The organism is Pseudomonas fluorescens (assembly GCF_030344995.1).
Taxonomy (GTDB): domain Bacteria; phylum Pseudomonadota; class Gammaproteobacteria; order Pseudomonadales; family Pseudomonadaceae; genus Aquipseudomonas; species Aquipseudomonas fluorescens_BF.
The window spans coordinates 6,160,751-6,174,705 of sequence record NZ_CP128260.1 but is presented as its reverse complement, the minus strand read 5'-3'; the positions used below and the strand labels follow the sequence as shown (position 1 = coordinate 6,174,705).

The following is a 13,955-nucleotide window of genomic DNA, read 5'->3' as shown; positions in this document are numbered from 1 at the left end:
TTGCGCTGCATGCGGGTTCGACGCTGGACACGCGGTGCGTCAGCCTGGCCTGCAAATGAATGAAGGCAGAATTCGCCAGATGGTCTTGAATGAAAGTTTCCGCCGATCTGCCCCCGATGTGTCGTCCGTCGGTTTTTAGAGGTTAGAATCGCCGCCTGTCCCAGAGTGTGTACTTATGTCCCAAGAGCTGACCACCGAACAGATTCAACAGTCCCTGCAAGGCATCAGCGTGCCTGCGCAGCCGCAGATCATGGTGGATCTGCAAATGGAGCAATACATGCCCGACCCGGATCTGGAGACGATCGCCAAGCTGATCTCCCAGGATCCCGGCCTGTCCGGCTCGCTGCTGAAAATCGTCAACTCGCCGTATTACGGCCTGAGCAACAAGATCACCTCGATCAAGCGGGCGGTGAACCTGCTGGGCAGCCGCTCGATCGTCAATCTGATCAACGCGATGTCGATCAAGGGCGAGATGAACGACGACACCATCGTCACCCTCAACCGTTTCTGGGACACCGCCCAGGATGTGGCCATGACTTGTCTGACCCTGGCCAAGCGCGTCGGCACCGAGGCGAGCGACGAGGCGTATGCGCTGGGTCTGTTCCATGACTGCGGCGTACCGTTGATGCTTCAGCGTTTCCCGGATTACATGACGACGCTCGAAAAGGCCTACGCCAACGCGAGTGCCGAGCGCCGGGTCGTGGACACCGAGAACGATGTCTACAACACCAACCACTCGGTGGTCGGTTACTACACCGCCAAGTCCTGGCGTCTGCCGGAGCATGTCAGCGCGGCCATTGCCAACCACCACAATGCCCTGGCGATCTTCAGCGACGAGACCTCGCGCAACACCCAGATGAAAAACCTGCTGGCGATCCTGAAAATGGCCGAGCACATCTGCGCGTCGTACCGGGTGCTGGGCAACCAGACCGAAGACTTCGAATGGCAGGCCGTCGGGCCGCTGGTGCTTGAGTACATTGGCCTCTCGGATTACGACTTCGAGACGTTGAAGCAGACCATCCGCGAACTTGGCGCGCACTGATTAAAGAAGCTAATGATTCGAGGAACCCATGCCTGAACTGCCGGAAGTCGAAACCACCCGCCGCGGCATCGCCCCGCACCTGGAGGGCCAGCGCGTCAGTCGGGTGATCGTGCGTGACCGGCGGCTGCGCTGGCCGATTCCCGAAGACCTCGATGTGCGCCTGTCCGGGCAGCGCATCGTGCTGGTCGAGCGGCGCGCCAAGTATCTGCTGATCAGCGCCGAGGTCGGCACGCTGATCAGCCACTTGGGCATGTCCGGTAACTTGCGGCTGGTGGAGGTCGGGATGCCGGCGGCCAAGCATGAGCATGTCGATATCGAACTGGAGTCGGGCCTGGCCCTGCGCTACACCGATCCCCGGCGCTTCGGGGCGATGCTCTGGAGCACCGACCCGCTCAATCACGAATTGCTGATTCGCCTGGGTCCGGAGCCGTTGACCGATCTGTTCGATGGCGAGCGGTTGTATCAGCTGTCACGCGGGCGTTCGATGGCGGTCAAGCCGTTCATCATGGACAACGCGGTGGTGGTGGGGGTCGGCAATATTTACGCGACCGAAGCGCTGTTCGCCGCCGGCATCGATCCACGCCGTGAAGCCAAAGGCATTTCCCGGGCGCGGTATTTGAAGCTGGCGATCGAGATCAAACGCATCCTGGCTGCCGCCATCGAGCGCGGCGGCACCACGTTGCGTGATTTCATCGGTGGCGACGGGCAGCCGGGGTATTTCCAGCAGGAACTGTTTGTCTACGGTCGTGGCGGTGAGCACTGCAAGGTCTGCGGCACGGGCCTGCGGGAAATGAAGCTCGGCCAGCGCGCCAGCGTCTGGTGCCCGCGCTGCCAAAGCTGAGCAGGGCGCCCGAAAAAGTCCTACGGTCTATAGTGAGTTGTCTCACTGTTCAGCCCGAAGGATCGTGCCATGAAGTCCTTGAAAACCCTCATCGTCGCATTGCTGCTGTGCTTCAGCCTGACTGTTCAGGCCACGGAAGGCGGCAGCGGTGACCCTCGTTACGCCATCCAGAATCCACCGGCCTACGCCATGCTCGGCGATCTGCTGATTGCCCGACCATTGCTGGTGGTGGCGACGGTGATCGGTGCCGGGGCGTTCGTCGTGTCGTTGCCGTTCACCGCGCTGGGTGGCGGGATTGGCGATGCGGGAGAGGCGCTGGTGGTGGCGCCGGCGAAAGCGGCGTTCGTGCGTTGCCTGGGCTGCACAGGGGAGGGATTCGAGCAGCGCGAATGACGCGATCGCAGCCGGGAGCTGCGATCGGATTCAGTGGCTCAAGCCTTGCCGGTGATCTTGCGGTACTTCTCCATCAACTGTTCTTCAGTCTCCGGATGGGCTTCGTCCAGTGGAATGCAATCCACTGGGCAGACCTGCTGGCACTGCGGTTCGTCGTAATGGCCGACGCACTGGGTGCACAGGTTCGGGTCGATCACGTAGATCTCTTCGCCTTGGGAAATGGCGGCGTTCGGGCACTCGGGTTCGCAGACGTCGCAGTTGATGCAATCGTCGGTGATGATCAGGGACATGCTAACTCCAGCCGGGGCGGGGAGCCCGGGCGCTATGAATCAATGCGCGCAATTGTGCCGCATTGGCGCCCGTAGTGCACGCGGGCGCCGTTTGAACGGTCGTTACTTCTTGAAGCGCAGGGTCAGGGCTTCGGCCACCGCCGGGTGGACGAACTTGCTGATATCGCCGCCCAGGGCCGCGATTTCCCGCACCAGGGTCGAGGAAATGAACGAATAACGCTCGGACGGGGTGAGAAACAGGCTCTCCACATCCGGGGCCAACTGGCGGTTCATGTTGGCCAGCTGGAATTCGTATTCGAAGTCCGACACCGCGCGCAGGCCACGCAGGAACACGTTGGCGTTCTGCTCTTTGGCGAAATGCGCCAGCAGCGTCGAGAAGCCGACCACTTCCACGTTCGGCAGGTGTTTGGTGACCTCGCGGGCCAGCTCGACCCGTTGTTCCAGCGGGAACAGCGGATTCTTCTTGGGGCTGGCGGCGACGGCGATGATCACGTGGTCGAACAGGCGCGAGGCGCGTTCGACCAGATCGCCATGGCCCTTGGTAATAGGGTCGAAGGTACCTGGGTACAACACTCGGTTCATCGCGTCGTCCTGGCGGGAATCCGTTGGGGAGTCGGATGGTATCGCAGCCGTCCCGGTCGGGAAAGTCGCCTGTTGGGTAAGAAAGCACTATAGACGATCAGAATTTTCGTCTTTTTCACGGGTTTCTCAACCGTTCGCCGAGGGATGTCGCCAGTTGCGCCGTCAGACCATACACCGACAACTGCGGGTTGGCGCCGATGCTGGTGGGGAACAGAGAGCCGTCGTGAATCGACAGATTGTGCAGCTGATGATGGCGGCCGAGGCTGTCGGTGACGGCGGTATTCGGATCCTCGCCCATCGCGCAGCCGCCCATGACGTGAGCACTGCCCAGACGTGTGCGATACAGCTCAAGGCTCAGGCTGTCGATCAATTTGCGGGCCTCGGCCAGGCGGTTCACGTAGCGTGCATCCGCGTGCATTGGCATCACTGCTTTGGCGCCGCCAGCGAACTGGATTTCGGCCATGCTGTGGAATGAGCGGCGCAAGCCCTCCCAGGTGTAAGGCGAAACCTGATAGTCGAGCACCGGCGAGCCGTCACCGCGCAACTCGACGCTGCCGCCTTGGCTGTCCGGGTGAAAACCGTCGCGCAGCAGGGCCAGCATCGCGTGGGTATGCGGCAGGTCCGCCATGTGTTGCGCGCTTTCCTGACCGAACCCGCCGAGCAACGTGGCGGCCAGCGCCGGGTGCAGCGGCGGCACTTCGAGTTTGTAGGCCATCGGGCCGGTGGTGCCGTCCTTCCACTGGAAATGATCCGAGTAGATCGACTGCGGCGCACCGTAGAACGGGTTGATGACTTCGTCGAAACGCCCGGCGGACATGTTCACCAGATGCAGGAAGGTGCGCTTGCCCAGCCGTTTGTGCGGATCCGGTGCGTCCGAACGCATCAGCAGCGCCGGGCTGTTGATCCCGCCGCCGGCCAGCACGTAATGCCGCGCCTTGACGGTGATCGTGCGTCCAGTCGGCTCGACGCAGCGTTCGTCCATCGCCACGCATTGCAGGCCGGTGACCTTGTCGCCGCTGATCAACAGTTTTTCGGCGCGGGCCAGATAGAGCAGTTCGCCTCCCTTTTCCAGGGTCGCCGGGATGGTCGTGACCATCATCGATTGCTTGGCGTTGGTCGGGCAGCCCATACCGCAGTAGCCCAGATTCCAGCAGCCGCGCACGTTGCGCGGGATCACGTGCCAGCTGTAGCCGAGCTGTTCGCAGCCTTTGCGGATCACGTCGTTGTTGGCATTGGGCGGCACCATCCACGGGGCGACGCCGAGTCGCTGCTCCATTTTTTCGAACCACGGCGCCATGTCGGCGGGGCTGTGGCCTTTGACGTTGTGCTCTTTGGCCCAATGTTCGAGGGTCGGCTCGGGGGTACGAAAACTCGATGTCCAGTTGATCAGCGTGGTGCCGCCAACCGCGCGGCCCTGAAGGATGGTGATCGCGCCGTCCTTGCTCATGCGGCCGATGCCTTCCTGATAGAGGCTGCTGTAGGCCTGGTCTTCCAGCAGTTTGAAATCGCTGCTGGTCTTGAGTGGGCCTTCTTCGATCAGCAGCACTTTGTAGCCAGCGGCGCTGAGGATTTCCGCGGTGGTGCCGCCGCCGGCGCCGCTGCCGATGATGGCGACGTCGGCTTCCAGGGTCAGGTCATCGGTGAGTTGCGCGCCGTTGTAGGTTTTCCAGCCACGGGCAAGGCCTTCGCGAAACGGGTCGGGTACGGGCATCGATCAGGTTCTCTTATTATTGTTTTGCGTGGGTCGCCAGGCTCAAACGGCGGGCGGGCCGGGGTAACCACAATGGGCCCAGGATTCGGCGCGGGTGTACCAGGCCATCATCACCATTTGCAGCAATGAGCTGTGGCCCATGCGCAGCAGGCTCAGCGAGCTGTTTTCCCAGCGTTCGAGGAAGTGACGGATCGCCTCGGGGCTGGCGTTTTCCCAACTGCCCCAGATTCCGGTCAATGGCCCGCGCGTCACGGCCATGCCCAGCACATCGAACAGTTGCCGGGTGAGCTTGAGCATTTCCGGCGACAGGTGATCGAGGCTGTAATCCAGCGACTTCAGGGTTCCATCGACAGCGGCGGGCATCTTTTCCGCAGCAACGGCGCCATCGAGCATCACTGGAATCAGTGCGCGCAGAAACAGCAGATCGCCGCTGCGCAACGTGGCGAATCCGTTGGCCGACATGCTCGACGAACAGCCGCTGAGACTGGCGCCAAGGCCAGCGGTGGCGAGGAAGGCCGTGGCTCCCAGGCTGAATTTCAGCAGGCCACGGCGCGACAGCGCAGGTGTTTCGGTCAGGCTTGGGTGCATTGTTGTTATTACCCGGCGGTGACGTTAGCGAATGAACAGTTTCTGGATCAGTTTCTGAATGGATTTGCCGTAGGGCGGGTAGATCAGCTTCGCCGCGTTGAAGCGCTGTTTGACCAGCACGCCCTTGGCCTTGCTGAACGTCAGGAAACCTTCGTGGCCGTGGTAATGGCCCATGCCCGACGGGCCGATGCCGCCGAACGGCATGTCGTCCTGCGCCACATGCAGCAGCGTGTCGTTGAGGCAGACGCCACCGGAATGGGTTTCGCTGAGTACGCGCTTCTGTTCGCGCTTGTCGTAGCCGAAGTAGTAAAGAGCCAGAGGACGTGGCCGCTGATTGATGTAAGCAAATGCCTGATCCAGATCCTGATACGGCACGATCGGCAGCAACGGGCCGAAGATTTCGTCCTGCATCACCGTCATCTCGTCGCTGACATTCAGCAGCAGGCTGTGCGGCATGCGCCGGCCCTGGCCCTGGTCGAACAGTGGAATCAGCAGCGCGCCCTTGCTGGTGGCGTCGCTGAGGTAGCTGTTGAGCCGCGCCAGTTGGCGCTCGTTGATGATGGCGGTGTAGTCCGGGTTGTCGGCGAGTGTCGGATAAAACCCGCGCACGGCCTGGCGATAGGCTTCGACGAAACCGCCGACTCGATCTTCCGGCACCAGCACGTAGTCCGGGGCCACGCAGGTCTGGCCGGCGTTGAGGGTCTTGCCGAAGGCGATGCGTTCGGCGGCGTCCTTGAGCGGCACGTCGTGGGAGACGATGGCCGGGGATTTGCCGCCCAATTCCAGCGTCACCGGTGTCAGGTTTTCCGCCGCTGCGCGCATCACATGCCTGCCGACGCTGGTGGATCCGGTGAACAGCAGGTGGTCGAAGCGCATCTTCGAAAACGCCACGCCGACATCGGCCTCGCCGAGCACCACGCACACCAGATCCTCGGGGAAGATCCGCGCCAGCAATTCCTTGAGCAGCAGGCCGGTGGCCGGGGTCGATTCGCTGAGTTTCAGCATCACCCGGTTGCCGGCCGCGAGCGCACCGGTCAACGGGCCGATGGCCAGGAATAGCGGGTAGTTCCAGGGCACGATGACGCCGACCACACCGAGCGGCTGGTACACGACTTTCGCGGATGCCGGCTGGAAAGCCACACCCACTTTGCGCCGCGAAGGTTTCATCCACTGGCTGATGTGCTGGCTGGCGTAGTGAATGCCGTGCAGGCTCGGCATCAGTTCGGCGAGCAGGGTTTCATCGGCGCTGCGGTGGCTGAAGTCGGAGCTGATGGCGTCGATCAGGGCCTGCCGTTCGCTGCTCAGCAAATCGCGCAGGGCCTTGAGCCATTGCTGGCGCTGGGCCGCAGGCGGCATCGGGTTGGCAGCGTACGCGGCACGCTGCGCATCGAACAGCCGGTTGAGCTCTTCCAGCGGCTGTTGCAGCGTTTGCAGGTAGGCAATATCGGCAGTCATTGTCAGCTCCGGAGATGTTGTTGTGAGGAACTTTTTAGAGTCTATGCTCTAGAAAGTCAAATGGCTTCCTTGCGCATCCTGGTTTTATCCCGTTCCGGTTAGGTCGTAAGATGCCCCCCAACGCACTCTGAATTAAAGCTCAAGCCATGGCCCCACGGATCAAAACCAGCGAGCGCATCGTGCAGAACAGCCTCGAGCTGTTCAATCAGCAGGGCGAGCGCAGCATCAGCACCAATCACATCGCCGCCCACATGGAGATTTCTCCGGGCAATCTGTACTACCACTTCCCCAACAAGCAGGCGATCATCGCCGTGCTGTTCAGTGAGTACGAAAGCCTGGTGGACAGCTTCCTGCGTCCGCCCCAGGGCCGTGCCGCGACGGTCGAAGACAAGCGTTTCTATCTCAAGGAACTGCTGTCGGCGATGTGGCGCTACCGTTTCCTGCACCGCGATCTCGAGCATCTGCTCGACAGCGATCCGGATCTGGCCGGGCGTTACCGGCGCTTTTCCCAGCGCTGCGTGATCCAGGGCGCGGCGATCTACGAAGGCTTCGTTGCCGCCGGGATCCTGAAGATGGACCGGGTGCAGATCGAATCCCTGACCCTCAACGCGTGGATCATCCTCACCTCGTGGGTGCGCTTTCTGTGCACGACCCGGGAAAATTCCAATCACCTCAGCGAACAGGCCATCAAGCGTGGCGTGTATCAGGTGCTGGTGCTGGAAGCAGGGTTCGTTACCGAGCAGGCCCGCGATGAGGTCAACGCCTTGTTCGAAGAGTTTTACGTGCCGCTGGCCCAGGCCCTCGAAGAAAGACCGTAATTCCATTTCCTCACTGGAGTCGTTCGCTATGCCGATTGCGCAACTGATCAGCCCGACCGCACTGGATGCCCGCAAGGCGCAACCGGGGATGGTGATTCTCGATTGCCGTTTTGCCCTCGAAGACCCGGATTACGGCCAGCGCAGCTACGCCGAGGGGCACATTGCCGGGGCACATTTCGCTGATCTTGAGCGCGATCTCAGCGGTCCAGTGACCAAGGGCGTAACCGGTCGCCATCCGTTGCCGGAGCCGGCGGCGCTGATCGAACGCCTGCAAGCCTTCGGCATCGACAACGACAGCGACGTGGTTCTGTATGACGACGGTCCGGGCGCCTATGCGGCGCGGGCCTGGTGGTTGCTGGCGTGGTTGGGCAAGCGCGACGGCGTGTTCATTCTCGATGGCGGGCTCAAGGCCTGGCATGCGGCGGGGCTGCCGTTGAGTCTCGATCCACCGTCAGCGGCGCGGGGCAACTTCAGCGGCCAGCCGGACATGAGCCTGCTGATCAGCGCCGAGCAATTGCAGCAGCGCCTCGGCCAGCCGGCCCTGACCCTGCTCGATGCCCGCGCCTTGCCGCGCTTCAAAGGTGAAGTGGAGCCGATCGATCCGATCGCCGGGCACATTCCCGGCGCGCAATGCGCGGCGTTCACCGACAACCTGGGCAGCGACGGGCGTTTCCTGCCGGCCGATCAGCTCAAGCAGCGTTTCGCCGCGAAACTCGGCGAGCGTTCGCCAAACGATCTGGTGGCTTACTGCGGCTCCGGGGTGACGGCGTGTCACAACCTGTTCGCCCTGTGCCTGGCGGGTTATCCGTTGGGTTCGCTGTATGCCGGATCGTGGAGCGAGTGGATCAACGAGCCCTCGCGTGGTATCGCCACCGGCGAGTAAACGCTCAGCGATTCAGCCGCGCGCTGCGATAGGCCGCCGGCCCCACGCCATAAGCCTGTTTGAATTGCCGGCTCAGATGGCTCTGGTCGGCAAATCCCAGCTGCGTGGCGACTTCCACCGGCAGGCAGCCGCTCTGCAACAAGCCCCGCGCGCAGGCGATCCGCTGCTGCATCAGCCAGCTGTGCGGCGGCATGCCGGTGGCGCGGCGGAAGACCCGGGCGAAGTGGAAGGGCGAAAGATTCACGGCCGCCGCCAGTTCTTCCAGCGAGGGCGGCGCCGCCAGTTGCGCGTGCAGCAACTCCTTGGCCATCGCCACCGCGCGGTGCTCTTTGCCGGGATTGCCGTTGATCTGCACTGCCGCGTGACGCTGTAACAGCAGCATCATCATTTCGCGCCACACCGTTTGCTGTTGCAGCGCGGTGGCGGGACTTTCCAGCAAACGATGCAACTGACAGAAACCGTTGACCAGATCCGGATCGCGATACAGCGTCGCCCCGAAGGCCGGCATCGGTGCGGTCGGCAGTTCCAGCTCATTCAGCAGCGCGACGATCTGCCCGGTGTCGGGATAAAACGCCCGGTACAGCCAGCCGTCCTCGGTGCCTTTGTGGCCGTTATGCACTTCGTCCGGATTGATCAGCACCAGCGTGCCGCTGCCCGCCAGGTGTTCGGCACCGCGATAACGGTAGCGCTGGGCGCCGGCCATGATCATGCCGATCACATAACCGTCGTGGACGTGCGGGGCAAAACGATGCTCGATGTAGCGCGCGGTCAACAGCTCGACCCCGGCCAGAGGCGCGGCTTGCCAGAACCGGATCGACTCGCCCTGATCGCTCATGACCTCACCCGCGCCCCGCGTCGGCCAGCCACTGTGGAATCCGTCGTTCCAGGTAATAACCCGGCTGGCGGAGCGTGCCGTCGACGAAGCCAACGTGCCCGCCCTTGTTCTGTAATTCGAACGCGGTCGAGCTCGACAGCTCACTCGCCTGCGGCAGGCTGTGGGGAAACACGAACGGATCGTCCGCCGCCTGAATGATCAGGGTTGGCGTGCGGATTTCCCCAAGAAAATATCGGCTCGACGCCCGGCGATAGTAATCCTCGGCATCGGCGAAACCGTGCAGCGGCGCGGTTACCCGGCCATCGAAATCCCAGAAGGTGCGCATGTTTTCCAGCGAGCCGAGGGCGGACAGTGCGGCGAGACCGTCCTCGCGCCCGTCGTGCTGGAACTGGCGCTGCTTGTTCTTGATGTAGGCCACCATCTCGCGCATGAAGTGCGCCTGATAGACCTTCGAGAAACCCTGGCCAATACGGTCGGCGCATTGATCGAGGCGAAACGGCACCGACACCGCCACCGCACCGAGCACGCCGCTGGCGCTGCCGGTTTCCCCCAGATGTTTGAGCAGCACATTGCCGCCGAGGGAGTAGCCGACCGCATACAGCGGCGCCAGTGGCCGCTTGGCTTTCAGGTGGCGAATGGTTTCGGCGAGGTCTTCGCTGGCGCCGGAATGGTAGCTGCGCGGCAACAGGTTCGGCTCGCCAGAACAGCCGCGCCAGTTCAGCGCAACACTGGCCCAGCCCTGCGCGGCGAGCGCTGCCTGGATTCCGGCGACGTAGGGCGAATTGGAAGAACCGGTCAGACCGTGCAGCACCAACACCAGAGGCGCTTCGGCGCTGTGCGGGCCGTGCCAGTCGAGGTCGAGAAAGTCACCGTCGTCCAGCCACAGCCGTTCGCGCTGGCGGTCAAGGTGCACGGTTTTGCGCCACAGCGGCCCCCACAAGGTTTGCAGGTGCGGATTGCCGAGGCCGAAGGCGGGGATGAACGGTTTAGACGAAGGGGACACGATTGCTCTCGATGCAGCGCAGCGAGCCTCGGCTGAGACTCGCCGCTTTTTCAGGCCGGTCGGTTAACCGGCGATCACTGCCATACGTTGCCACAACGCGTAGTACACCCGCCCGGATTTCTGCTCGCGGTGCAGGCGCCAGTTGCCCGGCAGGCCGAGGGTCGATGGCGCGGTTTCGCTTTCAGTGTAGACCCACGAATCATCGGCCAGCCATTGGCGCTCTTCCAGCAATGTGCACACGGTGGGCAGCAGGTTCTGGTTGAACGGCGGGTCGAGGAATACCAGGTCAAACGCGGTCGCGGTCTGGGTTTCCAGATAGCGCAACGCATCGGCGGTCTGCACGTGGCCGTTGGTGCAGCGCAGCGTGCCGAGGTGTTCTTTCAGGCTGGAGACGGCGACGTGGCTGGCATCCAGCGCCTGACCCATGGCCGCACCACGGGACAGCGCTTCAAGAAACAGCGCGCCGCTGCCGGCGAACGGATCGAGCACCTTGGCCCCGGCAACGTACGGCGCGAGCCAGTTGAACAGGGTTTCGCGCACCCGGTCCGGCGTCGGGCGCAGGCCCGGCGCATCAGGAAAGCTCAGCTTTCGGCTGCGCCATTCGCCGCCGATGATGCGCAACTGGTTCACCCCGTTGTGCAGTTTTTGTACAGGTTTCTTTGGACTGGCCATTAATGCTCCGGAACCCCGAGCGGCTGCTCGGCAGGTTTATCAGATGGGGCCGGTAACGGCTTTTGCGGCACGGTCGGGCCAGCGCTGACGATGACCAGTTTATCCGTGCTCAAGTGTTTGTTCAGGACGTCGCGAACCTGCTCGACCGTCAGGCTCTGGGATTGGCGCATGAAGTCGTCCAGATAACTCAGCGGCAGGTTGTAGAAACCCATGGCGCCGAGTTGGCCGACGATATCGGCATTGCTCGCCGTGGATAGCGGGAAGCTGCCGGCCAGTTCGCGCTTGGCGTCGTCGAGTTCTTTCTGGGTCGGGCCGGTCTTGAGGTAGTCGGCGAGCACGTCCTGCACCAGTTTCAGGGTGCCTTCGCTCATTTCCGCGCGAGTCTGCAGGTTGATCATGAACGGGCCGCGAGCCTGCATCGGGCTGAAGGCCGAATACACGCCGTAGGTCAGGCCGCGCTTCTCGCGGACTTCGCTCATCAGACGGGTGCCGAAACCGCCACCGCCGAGGATCTGGTTGCCCATCGACAGCGCCGCGTAGTCCGGATCATCACGGTCGATGCCCAGTTGCGCGATCATCAGGTTGGTCTGCTTCGACGGAAACTCGATGTGGCCGATGCTGGCTTTCGGCTCGGTCGGTTGCTCGACTTTCGCCAGCGCCGGGCCTTTTGGCAGCGCAGCGGACACCTGATTGGCAATCGCCTCGGCTTCGCTGCGGGACAGATCGCCCACCAGCGCGATCACCACGTTGCCGGCCGCATAGGCCTTGGCGTGGAACTCACGCAGTTGCGCCAGCGTGATCTTCGGCACGCTTTGCGCGTTGCCGTCGCTGGAATGGGCGTACGGGTGATCGCCGTACAGGCGCTTCATCAGTTCCAGGCTGGCGAGTTTGCCGGGGTTCTGTTTCTGGTACTCGAAACCGGCGAGCATCTGGTTCTTGATGCGCGCGAAGGAATCGGCCGGGAAGGTCGGTTTGCCCACCACTTCCGAGAACAGTTTCAGCGCCGGCTCGCGTTTGTCGGCAGCGCTCAGGCTGCGCAGCGACGCGATGGCCATGTCTTTATAGGCGCCGTTGCCGAAGTCCGCGCCCAGGCCTTCGAAGCCTTGAGCGATGGCGCCGACATCCTTGCCCGCCACACCTTCGTTGAGCATGGCGTTGGTCAGCAGGGCCAGCCCCGGCGCGTTGCCGTCCTGGCTGCTGCCGGCGGAAAAGATCAGGCGCATGTCGAACATCGGCAGTTCGCGGGCTTCGACGAACAGCACCTTGGCGCCTTCGGCGGTGTTCCAGGTCTGCACGTCGAGCTTGCGGCTGGCCGGGGCCTTGCCGTCGAGTTCGGTCAGCGATTGCAGCTTCTGGCTGGACTTGGCGTTATCCAGCGCTTCGCTGGCCTTGGTGTTGTCGCTCGGCACCAGATAGAACGCGGCCGAGCCGATGATGGCCACCGCGATCAGGCCGAGCAGCAGGCGTGGGGTTTTGCGCTCACTCATGAGTCGTCTCCAGTGGCAGGACGTGGGCGACGCTGAGACGTTCGCGGGTGAAATACAGCTTGGCGGCGTTCTGGATGTCTTGCGGGGTGACGCTTTCCAGATCGGCCAGTTCGGTGTCCATCAGTTTCCACGACAGACCGACGGTCTCCAGTTGGCCGATGGCGGTGGCCTGGCTGGTAATCGAATCGCGCTCGAAGACCAGACCGGCGATGACCTGCGCGCGCACGCGCTCGAGTTCTTCGGCGGACGGTGCGGTGGTTTTCAGCTGTTCCAGCAGTTTCCACAGGCCGGCTTCCGCCTGGGCCATGGTCTTTTTCTTCTGGGTGTTCGGCGTGGCCGACAGGGTGAACAGGCTGTCGCCGCGGGTGTAGGCGTCGTAGCTCGACGAACCACCGGACACCAGCTCTTCGCCGCGCTCCAGTTGGGTCGGGATGCGACCGCTGTAGCCGCCGTCCAGCAGCGCCGAAATCAGGCGCAAGGCGTTGACCGAGCGTTTGTCTTCGGCGGTGGCGATGCTCGGGACGTTGAAACCGAGCATCAGGCTCGGCAGTTGAGTCTGCACGTGCAGGGTGATCTGGCGTTCACCCGGTTCGGCCAGTTCCAGCGGTTTTTTCGCCGGCGGCACGTCGCGTTTCGCGATCGGCCCGAAGTAGCGCTGGGCGAGGGTCTTCACCTCGTTCGGGGTCACGTCGCCGACCACCACCAATGTGGCGTTATTCGGCACGTACCAGGACTGATACCAGTGACGCAGCTCTTCGACCTTCATCCGCTCGAGGTCAGCCATCCAGCCGATGGTCGGCGTGTGATAACCGCTGGCCGGGTAGGCCATGGCCTTGTAGCGCTCGTAGGCCTTGGACATTGGCTTGTCGTCGGTGCGCAGGCGGCGCTCTTCCTTGATGACTTCGATTTCCTTGGCGAACTCGTCGGCCGGCAGGCGCAGGTTGGCCATGCGGTCGGCTTCCAGTTCGAAGGCTACGCCCAGTCGGTCGCGGGCCAGCACCTGGTAATAAGCAGTGAAGTCGTCGCTGGTGAAGGCGTTCTCTTCGGCGCCGAGGTCGCGCAGGATCAGCGAGGCTTCGCCGGGGCCGACCTTCTCGCTGCCCTTGAACATCATGTGTTCGAGGGCGTGGGACAGACCAGTCTGGCCCGGGGTTTCGTAGCTGGAACCGACCTTGTACCAGACCTGCGACACCACCACGGGCGCGCGATGGTCTTCGCGCACGACGACCTTCAGGCCGTTGTCGAGGGTGAATTCGTGGGTCGGTTGCGGGTCGGCCGCCAGGGCCGAAAGGGGCAGGCAGACTGTGCTGAGCAGCAGGCCTGCGGCGCGGCGGGCTAGAGCATTCATTCGTTTT

The 13,955-nt window shown here is 63.0% G+C and carries 15 protein-coding genes; 5 read left to right on the top strand and 10 right to left on the bottom strand.

Going from position 1 to position 13,955, the window contains the following annotated elements; genetic code table 11:
• Positions 1-229: 229 nt before the first annotated feature.
• The 3 genes from QR290_RS27860 to QR290_RS27850 all read left to right on the top strand — a co-directional run bounded on the left by QR290_RS27860 (position 230) and on the right by QR290_RS27850 (position 2,276).
• Positions 230-1,042 (top strand): HDOD domain-containing protein, encoded by an 813-nt coding sequence (locus QR290_RS27860; protein WP_164872189.1) that lies wholly within the window; start codon positions 230-232, stop codon positions 1,040-1,042.
• 28 nt (positions 1,043-1,070) lie between these two features.
• Positions 1,071-1,883 carry a bifunctional DNA-formamidopyrimidine glycosylase/DNA-(apurinic or apyrimidinic site) lyase gene (gene mutM / locus QR290_RS27855; RefSeq protein ID WP_115079526.1) on the top strand — a complete coding sequence of 271 codons (813 nt, stop codon included), beginning with the start codon at positions 1,071-1,073 and terminating at the stop codon, positions 1,881-1,883.
• Between the two features lie 69 nt (positions 1,884-1,952).
• A complete protein-coding gene (locus tag QR290_RS27850; RefSeq protein ID WP_289204007.1) occupies positions 1,953-2,276 on the top strand; it encodes a multidrug transporter in 324 nt (107 codons plus the stop codon).
• A 38-nt stretch (positions 2,277-2,314) separates the two neighbouring features.
• On the opposite strand, the gene QR290_RS27845 is transcribed toward QR290_RS27850, so the two are convergent.
• From QR290_RS27845 to QR290_RS27825, 5 genes are all read right to left on the bottom strand, one after another.
• Positions 2,315-2,566, bottom strand: a complete 252-nt coding sequence (locus QR290_RS27845) for a YfhL family 4Fe-4S dicluster ferredoxin (protein WP_003195146.1) — start codon at positions 2,564-2,566, stop codon at positions 2,315-2,317.
• A 102-nt stretch (positions 2,567-2,668) separates the two neighbouring features.
• Positions 2,669-3,148, bottom strand: coding sequence for a pantetheine-phosphate adenylyltransferase (gene coaD, locus QR290_RS27840; protein WP_007953414.1), 480 nt, complete (start codon positions 3,146-3,148; stop codon positions 2,669-2,671).
• A 115-nt stretch (positions 3,149-3,263) separates the two neighbouring features.
• The gene (locus tag QR290_RS27835; RefSeq protein WP_289204006.1) at positions 3,264-4,859 is read right to left on the bottom strand and encodes a GMC family oxidoreductase; all 1,596 of its coding nucleotides are present in this window, start codon (positions 4,857-4,859) and stop codon (positions 3,264-3,266) included.
• A gap of 42 nt (positions 4,860-4,901) precedes the next feature.
• Complete coding sequence (locus tag QR290_RS27830; RefSeq protein ID WP_115079523.1) at positions 4,902-5,447, bottom strand: twin-arginine translocation pathway signal protein; 546 nt, start codon at positions 5,445-5,447, stop codon at positions 4,902-4,904.
• 24 nt (positions 5,448-5,471) lie between these two features.
• Positions 5,472-6,902: a coniferyl aldehyde dehydrogenase gene (locus QR290_RS27825; protein WP_289204005.1), complete on the bottom strand. Its 1,431-nt coding sequence runs from the start codon at positions 6,900-6,902 to the stop codon at positions 5,472-5,474.
• A 146-nt stretch (positions 6,903-7,048) separates the two neighbouring features.
• Here QR290_RS27825 and QR290_RS27820 point away from each other — a divergent pair, with 146 nt between their 5' ends.
• Positions 7,049-7,720, top strand: coding sequence for a TetR/AcrR family transcriptional regulator (locus tag QR290_RS27820; protein ID WP_007953407.1), 672 nt, complete (start codon positions 7,049-7,051; stop codon positions 7,718-7,720).
• Positions 7,721-7,748: 28 nt separating this feature from the next.
• Positions 7,749-8,603: a sulfurtransferase gene (locus tag QR290_RS27815; protein ID WP_289204004.1), complete on the top strand. Its 855-nt coding sequence runs from the start codon at positions 7,749-7,751 to the stop codon at positions 8,601-8,603.
• Between the two features lie 4 nt (positions 8,604-8,607).
• Here the strand turns inward: QR290_RS27815 and QR290_RS27810 are convergent, their stop codons facing one another.
• From QR290_RS27810 to QR290_RS27790, 5 genes are all read right to left on the bottom strand, one after another.
• Positions 8,608-9,438 (bottom strand): AraC family transcriptional regulator, encoded by an 831-nt coding sequence (locus QR290_RS27810; RefSeq protein ID WP_289204003.1) that lies wholly within the window; start codon positions 9,436-9,438, stop codon positions 8,608-8,610.
• A 4-nt stretch (positions 9,439-9,442) separates the two neighbouring features.
• Complete coding sequence (locus QR290_RS27805; RefSeq protein WP_289204002.1) at positions 9,443-10,441, bottom strand: hydrolase; 999 nt, start codon at positions 10,439-10,441, stop codon at positions 9,443-9,445.
• Positions 10,442-10,504: 63 nt separating this feature from the next.
• Positions 10,505-11,113, bottom strand: coding sequence for a 16S rRNA (guanine(966)-N(2))-methyltransferase RsmD (rsmD, locus tag QR290_RS27800; protein WP_115079518.1), 609 nt, complete (start codon positions 11,111-11,113; stop codon positions 10,505-10,507).
• Entirely contained in the window at positions 11,113-12,600 is a 1,488-nt protein-coding gene (locus QR290_RS27795) for a M16 family metallopeptidase (RefSeq protein ID WP_289204001.1), read from the bottom strand. The genes rsmD and QR290_RS27795 overlap by 1 nt, the downstream gene beginning before the upstream one ends.
• On the bottom strand, positions 12,593-13,948 hold the full coding sequence (locus QR290_RS27790) for a M16 family metallopeptidase (RefSeq protein ID WP_289204000.1): 1,356 nt from the start codon (positions 13,946-13,948) through the stop codon (positions 12,593-12,595). The genes QR290_RS27795 and QR290_RS27790 overlap by 8 nt, the downstream gene beginning before the upstream one ends.
• Between the last annotated feature and the right edge of the window lie 7 nt (positions 13,949-13,955).

What these genes read in the sequence shown, in the direction of transcription:
- QR290_RS27850 (WP_289204007.1), top strand. Translation starts at nt 1,953, where the DNA reads ATGAAGTCCTTGAAAACCCTCATCGTCGCATTGCTGCTGTGCTTCAGC.
- rsmD (WP_115079518.1), bottom strand. Translation starts at nt 11,113, where the DNA reads ATGGCCAGTCCAAAGAAACCTGTACAAAAACTGCACAACGGGGTGAAC.
- QR290_RS27810 (WP_289204003.1), bottom strand. Translation starts at nt 9,438, where the DNA reads ATGAGCGATCAGGGCGAGTCGATCCGGTTCTGGCAAGCCGCGCCTCTG.
- QR290_RS27830 (WP_115079523.1), bottom strand. Translation starts at nt 5,447, where the DNA reads ATGCACCCAAGCCTGACCGAAACACCTGCGCTGTCGCGCCGTGGCCTG.
- QR290_RS27845 (WP_003195146.1), bottom strand. Translation starts at nt 2,566, where the DNA reads ATGTCCCTGATCATCACCGACGATTGCATCAACTGCGACGTCTGCGAA.
- QR290_RS27835 (WP_289204006.1), bottom strand. Translation starts at nt 4,859, where the DNA reads ATGCCCGTACCCGACCCGTTTCGCGAAGGCCTTGCCCGTGGCTGGAAA.
- QR290_RS27825 (WP_289204005.1), bottom strand. Translation starts at nt 6,902, where the DNA reads ATGACTGCCGATATTGCCTACCTGCAAACGCTGCAACAGCCGCTGGAA.
- QR290_RS27790 (WP_289204000.1), bottom strand. Translation starts at nt 13,948, where the DNA reads ATGAATGCTCTAGCCCGCCGCGCCGCAGGCCTGCTGCTCAGCACAGTC.
- coaD (WP_007953414.1), bottom strand. Translation starts at nt 3,148, where the DNA reads ATGAACCGAGTGTTGTACCCAGGTACCTTCGACCCTATTACCAAGGGC.
- QR290_RS27820 (WP_007953407.1), top strand. Translation starts at nt 7,049, where the DNA reads ATGGCCCCACGGATCAAAACCAGCGAGCGCATCGTGCAGAACAGCCTC.
- mutM (WP_115079526.1), top strand. Translation starts at nt 1,071, where the DNA reads ATGCCTGAACTGCCGGAAGTCGAAACCACCCGCCGCGGCATCGCCCCG.
- QR290_RS27815 (WP_289204004.1), top strand. Translation starts at nt 7,749, where the DNA reads ATGCCGATTGCGCAACTGATCAGCCCGACCGCACTGGATGCCCGCAAG.
- QR290_RS27795 (WP_289204001.1), bottom strand. Translation starts at nt 12,600, where the DNA reads ATGAGTGAGCGCAAAACCCCACGCCTGCTGCTCGGCCTGATCGCGGTG.